This is a genomic window from Xanthomonas sp. LF07-6 (genome assembly GCF_034105445.1).
GTDB lineage: Bacteria > Pseudomonadota > Gammaproteobacteria > Xanthomonadales > Xanthomonadaceae > Xanthomonas_A > Xanthomonas_A sontii.
This window is the reverse complement of record NZ_JAXGGI010000007.1, coordinates 217,122-225,750: the sequence shown is the minus strand read 5'-3', so window position 1 is coordinate 225,750 and position 8,629 is coordinate 217,122. Positions and strand designations below refer to the sequence as shown.

Genomic DNA, 8,629 nt, shown 5'->3' with positions numbered 1-8,629 from the left:
GCTGCGACAGGCGTTCACCGCAAGGCCCATCGCGGCTGAGGCCGCTCTCACGCGTGGCCGGTTCAGGCCGCGACGCTGCCACCTTCATCAATCCCGAATCCCGACTCCCGAATCCCCGCCATCCTCCCCGTTGGCCACCATTGTGGTCAGGGCCAGGTCGCCGGTCACGTTCAGCGCGGTACGGCACATGTCCAGGAAATGGTTGACGCCCAGGATCATGCCGATGCCGACCGGGTCCACCCCGACCATCGCGCAGATCAGCGCCACCACCGGCAGCGAGCCGGACGGGACGCCGGCGGTGCCGATGCCGCCGAGAATACAGACCAGCATCACCATGCACTGCTGCGCGATGCTCAGCTCCACGCCGAAGAACTGCGCCAGGAAGATCACCGTCACGCCCTCGAACAGCGCGGTGCCGTTCTGGTTGGCGGTGGCGCCGACGGTGAGCACGAAACGCGAGACCTTGTGCGGCAGCCCCATCTGGTCGGCCACGCGCAGCGCGGTCGGCAGGGTGGCGTTGCTGGACGCGGTGGAAAACGCCATCACCGTCGCCTCGCGGGTGGCGCGGAAGAACCACAGCGGCGAGCGCCCGGCCAGGCGCACCGCCACGCCGTAACTCACCACCATGTGCAGGCCCAGCGCCAGCACCACCACGCCCACGTAGGCGCCCAGCCGCACCAACAACTCGAAGCCGAACAATGCCGCCAGGTTGAACATGAAGCAGGCCACCGCATACGGCGCCAGGCGGATCACCAGCCCGATCAGGGTCATCGAGATCTCGAACACGCCCTCGATGCCGCGGCGCAGCGTCGCCACCTTGGCGTCTTCGCTGAGCACCATGCCCACGCCGAACATCACCGCGAAGAACATCAGCGACAGGATCGCGCCATTGCTGGACGCGGCTTCGACCACGTTGTCGGGCACGATCGACAGCAGCATGTCCATGCCGTGCGGCTGGTGCTTGCTCTGGTCGACGATCTGCGCGGTGCGCTCCACGTTCTGCTGCAGCAGTTGCTGCGCCAGCTCGCGATCCACGCCGATGCCCGGCTTGAGCACGTTCACCAGCACCAGACCCAGCAGCACCGCCACACCCGACAGCACCACCGTGTAGCCCAGCGTCTTCCAGCCGATCCGGCCGAGCGCGCGGATGTCGCCCATCTCCGAAATGCCCATCACCAGCGCCGAGAACAGCAGCGGCACGATCAGCATGAAGATCAGGTTGAGGAACAGCTTGGAGAAAGGCGTGGTGAGGTACTTGGTCAGCGCCTGCACCCAGGCCGCATCGCCGCCTACGCTCATGTGCACCACCAGCCCCAGCACCAGCCCCAGGACGAAGCCGATCGCCATTTTCCAATGCAACGGCATGCCGGTTTCGGCCTTCACGGGGGTATGGGTCATGGTGTGCGCCTTGCAAGGAGGAACTCCCAGCTTAACAAACCATGAGCAAGCATCGAACAAACGGGCCTAGTGCGATTGCATGGCAAGGCCGCCTTCTATCGGCGCCGTCGCGACAACAGGCTTAGCAACCACGCTCCGCCAGCCACAGCTGCGCTCGCACACAAACGCAGGTAGTTGCGAAGCGGCTCCCCACGCTCACTGAAGACGCGAATGGCGCGAAGCTGGGTCACGCCATTCGCATCATTCACGTTATCGAGGCCTTACTGGGACTGTGCCTGCATCAATGCATCCCTACCTGCCGAGGTCAGCGTACTTCCATAGCCCACGACCGCCCGCCCCGTATTTGAGCAGGTGAAAGTGACCTCAAAGATGACGCCATTGAGGCGGATCGAACCAGATGTCGTGCGGCATACGCGCTTGACTGATGCCGCCAACTCGGCGAAGCCCCTGGCATTTTGGGCCGCTTCCGTTGAAGTAGATCCAATGCCACTGATCGTATCCGACCTTCCCAACCCACCACCCGTATTCGGGTAAGCACACGAGAAATCGGTAATGAACCCACCATTCAACAGCTGGATTTGCGCGGACGAACATTGGTAGCCCGATGAGGCCGCATACAACTTCGCAAAGTCCAGCACGTTATTCCCAGCGTCGGTTGCCGTGGTACCGATACCAGCAATCTGCCCCGATCTCCCGAGCCCTCCACCGGCATTTTTCAGGGAACAGTTGAAGTTGGTATTGAATGCACCTGGAGTGGCCTGAAAACTCCCGTATGAACAACTCAATCCTTGATCCAGCAACTTCGAGAACTCATTAACATTGCTTACGGCGTCGTCCAGCGTCGTCCCGAAGCCGCTTATGTTCGAACCATCACATGTGCGATTGACAACGTACCCACCTGCGAACACTTGGCTGCTAATTCCTCCGCACGTTGCCAGGGGACCGATCGAAGAGTTGGCGGCCCTTACCTCCGACGGCGCGGCACCTAAACAGCAGGCAGTCAATACAGCCAATATGAAAACCCTTTTCATGTTGCGATCCTCCTAAGTGGCGCTGCTTCCGGCAGCGCCACCAAATCTATCGCGCTTCACTGGACCAGGCACGACAGCGATCACACCACGACGTTTTCGTCACACTGCATCGCTGCAAGTGCTCGCAGAAGGCACAACGATGGATTCAGGCGTCGCGCGGATACAGCGGCGGCAGCTCGTCCTTGTCTTGCTTGCGCGACGTAGCGCGCCAGCGCGGTCCGGCCCAGAACGCCTGACGCAACGCGGCGCGCGCACCGGTCACATCGCCGCCACCGCCCCAGCGTGCGTGCTGCATGCGCAGCACCGCATCGCGCTGCGCCGGATCGTCCAGACGCTGCACCACCGTATCCAGGTCGGCGACGCCGGCCTGCGCGCACAGGATCGCCGCGACCTCGTCCAGACCGCCGCTGTCCAGGGCCTTGCGCAATTCCGGCAATGCGGCGCGCGCCGTCGCGGGTGCCGATGTCGCACCCGGCGCAGCGTTGGCTGCCGAGCCCGGCAGCGCTGCAACGCCGCGTGCACGGCGCAAGCGGCGCCAGGCCCAGACCAGGGTCGCCAGCCACAGCACCGCGAAGCCCGCGGCAAGCGCCATCCACAGCGGCGACGACGCGAGCCACCCGCGCAGGGTATGCGTCGGCGCCACCGCGGTGTCAGCGGGAACCACGCTCAGCGTCGGCGCCGCGGGGGTGACCGGGGCGGGAGCCGGCGCGGGCACGCCCTGTCCGGGCTGCACCTGCAGGGTCAGGTCCGGCAGGCTGGCCTCGCGCGCGGCGCCGGCGCCCACGTCCCACCACGGCATGCGCAGGCCGCGCACCAGCAACGGGCCGGCCGCCTGCGGCACGATCGAGTAGCGACGGGTGACGGTCACCTGCGGCCCGCCATCGACGAAGCGTTCCTGCACCTGCGGCGGCTCGGCGAACACCTGCGCGCCATCGACACTGGGCGTGGGCAGTTCGGGGAACTGCGCCTGGGTCGCGCCGCGTGCCGTGGCCTCGACCACGATGTCGGCAGCCTCGCCGGCCTTGGCACGCTGCGGCGTGGCGGTGTAGCGCAGGCGCAGTTCGTGCAGCGGCAGCCACGGCTGCGGCGCATTGGCCGGCTGCGCGCGCACCTGCAGGGTCTGCGCGGTACCGCGCGCATTGAGTTCGCCGCCGCGGCCGAAGTAGTCGTCGAAGAAACCGGTGGGGCCGCGGCCGCTGAAACGCGCGCCCGGCAACAGCAGCGAGCCGCTGCGCTCTGGCACCAGCAGGTAGTGCCGCTCGACCACCGTGTACATGCGCCCGTCGATCTGACGGCGGTTCTGGATGTCGTCGCCGACGCGCTGCAGCGACGCGCCGGCCGGCGCGTCCAGGTCCAGCTCGCCCGAGCTCAGCGGCACACCGAGATACAGCCGCACCACCACGCCCACGCTCTGCTGCACGTAGGGCCGCGCATCGTCGACGACGGTCTGCACGAAGACGTCGGCGTTGCCCACCTGCGCGGGCACGTCGGCATTGGCGGTGGCCGGCACCGCGGCACTGGCCGCGGCCACCTCCAGCCGCAAGGGCGCGGTGCGTTCGTTGCCGACCTGCAGCGACGGAATCTCCAGCGTGCCGGTGCTGCGCGGCGTCAGCATCACCCCGAACAAGGACTTCGACGAGACCGCGCCGTTGACGATCTGCATCTGCCGGCTCTTGACCTCGTTGCTGAGCGCGAAATCCGCGCGCAGCGGCGCGTAGTCCGGCGTGGCCGCCGCCTGGTCGGTCTCGATGTTGAGGGTCACGCCCTCGCCGGCGCCGACGTTGTCGCGATCCAGCCACGCGCGCGTGGCGGCAGCCGCCGGCAGCGCCAGCAGCAGCGCGGCCAACACCATCAGCACCGCGCAGGCGCGGGCCCCCTGGCCGAGTCGCTTGAAGTGGATCATGGTTCTTGTTCCCGCTGCCTGCGTTCGTGTTCCAGCCTGAATTTGGCGCGCAGCAGATTGCCCGGATCGTCCGGCACCCGCCGTAGCCACGCCTCGACCGCCTGACGCTGCTCGCGTTGCTGCGGCGTCTCGTTCGCGGCGGCAGCGGCGCGCTCGGCGGCCTGTTTGTCGGTGCCGCCCTGCTGTGCCATCGCCTGCTGCATCTGCTGGCGCTGCGCCGCATCGGCCTGCTGTTGCGCCTGTGCATCGCCCGGCTTCGGCGGCGCCTGCCGCGCGTCCTTGGCGCCATCGCGTCCCTGCTGGCCGTCGCGCTGCTGGCCGTTTTGCTGCTGGTTCTTCTGCTGCGGGTTCTGCTGGGCGCCGTTCTGCTGCTGACCCGCCTGCTGTTGACCGTTTTGCTGTTGACCGTTCTGTTGCTGGCCGTTCTGCGACTGCCCGCTCTTCTGCTGCTTGCCGTCCTTGCCCTGCTGGCCGGACTTGGAGTCCTGCGACGACTGGCGCTTGCGCGCGGCCTCCACCGCGGCGCGGTTGGCGATCGCATCGGCCATCTGCGGATGCAGTTTCAGCGCCTTGTCGTAGGCGTCGATCGCCTCGTCGTAACGGCCCTGCCGTGCCAGCGCATTGCCGAGGTTGTACCAGCCGGCGTCGCTGTCGATGCCTTCGAACTGCTGTTGCGCGGCGGCGAAATCACCCTTGCGGTAGGCCTGCACGCCTGCATCGAGCCGTTGCTGGCGGACCTGGTCGGCACGTTCCCACCACCCGCCTGCGACAGGACCGAGTGTCGGCGTCTGTGCATGCGCTGGCGCCTGAGCCTGCGCATGCACCGGTAGCGGCATCGCCAGCGGCGCCAACACCAGCAACAGCACCGCGGCGCCACCGCGACGGCGGAACGCGAGCAAGGCCAGCAGCATCAGCGGCGGCAGCAACCAATAGCCTTGATCGAGCCACACGCGGCCATGGCTTTCGTCGGCCGCCGTGGCGTCCGCTTCCTGCGGCCGCAGCACGCCCAGCGCGCGCAGATCCGTATCGTCTGGCGTCAACGCCGCATAGCGGCCCGCGCCCGCTTCCGCCAGCGCGCGCAGCGCACCCGCATCCAATTGCGCGTGCGACAGCCGGCCCTGGTCGTCGCGGTAGGCGGCGCCCTGCGCCGTGCCCAGCCCCAGCGCGGACACGTGATAGCCCTGCCTGGCCGCGCGCGCCGCGGCCTGCTGCGCCTGCGCGTCGGCCTGGTCGCTGAGCACCAGGATGTCGCCGCGGGAGAAGCCGGCCTGGCGCAGCAACTGCGCCGCCCAATCGATCGCCAGGTCGGTGCGCTGCCCCGCCACCGGCATCACCTGCGGCGACAGCGCGTCGAGGAACAGGCCCACGTTCGCCGCATCATCGGTCAGCGGCGCCACCGTGTAAGGCTCGCCGGCATACGCGAGCAAGGCCACTTCGCCGCCGGCGCGCTCGTGCAGCAGCCGCGCCAGCTTGGCCCGCGCCTGCAGCAGCCGCGACGGCGGCAGATCGCGCGCGTCGATCTGCGCGGACAGGTCCAGCGCGATCACCAACGGCGTGCGCGCCTGCCACAGCGGCTGCTGTTCCTGACGCCAGCTCGGTCCGGCCAGCGCCAGCACCGCCAGCGCATAGCCCAGCGCGCCCAGCAACAGGCCAGCACTGCCCTTGGCATCGCCACGCGCGAGCAGATGCGGCAACAGATGCGGGTCCACCGTGCGCCGCCAGATGTCATGGCGCCGCCGCCGGCGCCACCAGCTCCAGCCGAGCAACGGCAGCAACAGCAGCGCCCACAGCCATTCGGGGCGCAACAGGTGCAATGCCTGGAGGAACTCCATCGCGCGGGTCATTGCCGCCTCCAGGGCCAGATGAAGGACAGCAACGCCAGCGCCAGCGCCGCCGCCAGCGGCCAGGCGTAGCGCTCGATCCGCGGCCGCACCGCCGGACCGGCCGAACGTACCGGCTCGAGCCGGTCCAGTTCGGCATAGATCGAGGCCAGCTCGGCGGTGTCGCGGGCGCGGAAGAAGCGCCCGCCGGTGTCCTGCGCGATCTTGCGCAGCGTGTCCTCGTCGACCTGGTCGTCGCCGCCGCTGCCGGGGATCGGCAGACCGAACAGCGACATGCCGCCATCGCCACCGAAGGCGATGGTGTACACGCGCACGTGTTCGGCCTTGGCCAGTTCGGCGGCCTTCAGCGGATCGAGCACGCCGGCGGTGTTGACGCCATCGGTGAGCACGATCAGCACCCGCTCGCCCTGCTGCTGTTCGCGCAGGCGCTTGACCGCCAACGCGATCGCATCGCCCAGCGCGGTCTCGCGCCCGGCCAGGCCGACCACGCTGTCGCGCAACTGGTCGCGCACCGTGGCCAGATCCGCAGTCAACGGGGTCAGCGCATACGCCTGCTGGCCGAACACCAGCAGGCCGATGCGGTCGCCATCGCGGCGATCGAGAAAGTCGGCCAGCACCGCCTTGGCCGCGGTCAGCCGATCGACCACGCGCCCGCCCAGGGTCATGTCGGGCTCGCTCATGCTGCCGGACAGATCCACCGCCAGCATCAGCTGCCGCGCCTGCTGCGGCGGCGCGATGGGTTCGCCCAGTTGCAGCGGCCGCGCCGCCGCCGCGCACAGGCAGAACCAGGCCAGCCACGCCAGCCACACGCTGGCGCGCCACAGCCCGCCGCGTGCCGGCGCAGCGGCCACGGCCTGCAGGCGCTCGCCATAGGGCACGCGCAAGGCCGGCGCATTGCCGCGCCGTGCCGGCAGCAGCAGATTGGCCAGCAAGGGTAGCGGCATCGCCAGCCACATCCACGGCCAGGCGAAGCCGGCCAGCAGGTCGCTGAGGCTCTGCCACGACGACGACACCAGGCTCATCGACGTCCTCCACGCCGCGCCGCCATCAACGCCAGGAAGCGGCGCCGCGCCAGCGGCAGCAGCGCCTGCACCTGCGCCGGGTCCACGCTGGGCCGGTAACCGCCGTCGAGCAACACACGGCCCGGGCCGGTGGAGAACGCCTGGCGCGTGTCGCCACCATCCAGAAACCGCAGCCAGTCCTCTCCCTGCAACACTGCCGCGGCGGGATCGCGACGTTGTGCCGCGCGCCGGAGCAGCTCCGAGACCGCGGCCACCTGCGCCGGCGGTTCGCCCGTGCGCGTCGCCGCATCGAACTGACGCTGCCAGCGCTGCTCGCGCCGGCGCCGGCGCATCCATACCAACAATGCCACGCCGAGCGCCAGCAGCAACACCGCCGCCAGCATCCACCAGCCCGGTGCGGGCGGCCACCAGGCCGGTGCCGGCGGCAGATGCACATCGCGCAGGGGCAGTTGCTGCGGGCTCATACCGACGCCCCCCGTTGCACCGGCAGCAACCACGACTCGCTGGGCGCGTCGCTCAGCAATACCCGCACCTGCACGCCGCGGCCCGGCAGTTCCGCCGACAGGGTTTCCAACGGCTGCACGAATTGCGCGCGCCAGCGCTGTTGCGCGGTGCTCGCCAGCAGATCCACCTCCACGCGGCGGCCGCTTGCCCAGAACGGCAGCGCGGCGCGTGGCGGATGCACTTCCAGCGGATCGGCGAGCAGCAGCAACTCCACTTCGTTGTGCAGCGCCAGCCCGGCCCAGCGCGCGGCGGGCACGGCCTGCGCACTGGCCGGATCGGCCAGCACGGTCAGGCGCGATCCCGGGCGCAGCAGCTTGGCCGCGTGATCCAGCGCCATGCTCAGGCCGGCATCGTCCTGCGGCGGCTGCGCATACCAGCGCGCCAGTGCATCGAGCACGCGCAGCACGCCGCGCGGCCCGGCGGCGGGCGGCACCGGCGCTTCGCTGCGGCTGCCGCGCAAAGCGGCCAGGCGATCGCCCTGGCGCTGCGCCGCCCACGCGGCCACCGCCCCGGCACGCGCCGCCTGCACAGACTTGAAGCGCACGCGCGTGCCGAAGTACAGCGACGGCGCGGTGTCGGCGACGATCAGGCTGAGCCGTTCGCGCTCGGCCTGGAACAATTTGGTGTGGGTGCGGCCGCTGCGCGCGGTGAGCCGCCAGTCGATGTGCCGCACGTCGTCGCCGGCCACGTACTCGCGCGACTCGGCGTACTCCATGCCGCGCCCGCGCATCGGCGACGGGGCGGCGCCACTGAGACCATGGCGGCCTCGGCGCGGCGGCGGCATGCGTGCGACCGCGGCGCGCAGGGCGACCAGCTCGGCCAGGCTGGGACGGATGCCCGCCTCGGCCGGCGCGGCAGCGTGCGGCATGCCCGGCGCAGTCGGCTGCGGTGCCATCGTCGTTACTCCGCGCGGAGCCGGGCGGCGGGCAA

General features: G+C 69.6%; 7 protein-coding genes. All 7 read right to left on the bottom strand.

The genetic code is table 11. The features are described 5' to 3' along the window. Positions 1-87: 87 nt before the first annotated feature. Positions 88-1,398, bottom strand: a complete 1,311-nt coding sequence (locus SLW56_RS13285; protein ID WP_320694964.1) for a dicarboxylate/amino acid:cation symporter — start codon at positions 1,396-1,398, stop codon at positions 88-90. A gap of 260 nt (positions 1,399-1,658) precedes the next feature. Beyond that, the gene (locus SLW56_RS13280) at positions 1,659-2,429 is read right to left on the bottom strand and encodes a hypothetical protein (RefSeq protein ID WP_295910245.1); all 771 of its coding nucleotides are present in this window, start codon (positions 2,427-2,429) and stop codon (positions 1,659-1,661) included. A 145-nt stretch (positions 2,430-2,574) separates the two neighbouring features. Next, a complete protein-coding gene (locus SLW56_RS13275) occupies positions 2,575-4,281 on the bottom strand; it encodes a BatD family protein (protein WP_279364010.1) in 1,707 nt (568 codons plus the stop codon). Positions 4,282-4,328: 47 nt separating this feature from the next. Continuing rightward, a complete protein-coding gene (locus SLW56_RS13270; protein WP_320694963.1) occupies positions 4,329-6,176 on the bottom strand; it encodes a tetratricopeptide repeat protein in 1,848 nt (615 codons plus the stop codon). After that, positions 6,173-7,195: a VWA domain-containing protein gene (locus tag SLW56_RS13265; RefSeq protein ID WP_295910243.1), complete on the bottom strand. Its 1,023-nt coding sequence runs from the start codon at positions 7,193-7,195 to the stop codon at positions 6,173-6,175. Before SLW56_RS13265 ends, SLW56_RS13270 begins: the two co-directional genes overlap by 4 nt. Continuing rightward, the gene (locus SLW56_RS13260; protein WP_153750743.1) at positions 7,192-7,659 is read right to left on the bottom strand and encodes a DUF4381 family protein; all 468 of its coding nucleotides are present in this window, start codon (positions 7,657-7,659) and stop codon (positions 7,192-7,194) included. The genes SLW56_RS13265 and SLW56_RS13260 overlap by 4 nt, the downstream gene beginning before the upstream one ends. Next, a complete protein-coding gene (locus SLW56_RS13255; protein ID WP_267102055.1) occupies positions 7,656-8,594 on the bottom strand; it encodes a DUF58 domain-containing protein in 939 nt (312 codons plus the stop codon). Before SLW56_RS13255 ends, SLW56_RS13260 begins: the two co-directional genes overlap by 4 nt. Positions 8,595-8,629: the final 35 nt, after the last annotated feature.

Coding starts and splice junctions, on each gene's coding strand:
- SLW56_RS13285 (WP_320694964.1), bottom strand. CDS start 1,398: ATGACCCATACCCCCGTGAAGGCCGAAACCGGCATGCCGTTGCATTGG.
- SLW56_RS13280 (WP_295910245.1), bottom strand. CDS start 2,429: ATGAAAAGGGTTTTCATATTGGCTGTATTGACTGCCTGCTGTTTAGGT.
- SLW56_RS13275 (WP_279364010.1), bottom strand. CDS start 4,281: ATGGTGTTGGCCGCGCTGCTGCTGGCGCTGCCGGCGGCTGCCGCCACG.
- SLW56_RS13270 (WP_320694963.1), bottom strand. CDS start 6,176: ATGACCCGCGCGATGGAGTTCCTCCAGGCATTGCACCTGTTGCGCCCC.
- SLW56_RS13265 (WP_295910243.1), bottom strand. CDS start 7,195: ATGAGCCTGGTGTCGTCGTCGTGGCAGAGCCTCAGCGACCTGCTGGCC.
- SLW56_RS13260 (WP_153750743.1), bottom strand. CDS start 7,659: ATGAGCCCGCAGCAACTGCCCCTGCGCGATGTGCATCTGCCGCCGGCA.
- SLW56_RS13255 (WP_267102055.1), bottom strand. CDS start 8,594: ATGGCACCGCAGCCGACTGCGCCGGGCATGCCGCACGCTGCCGCGCCG.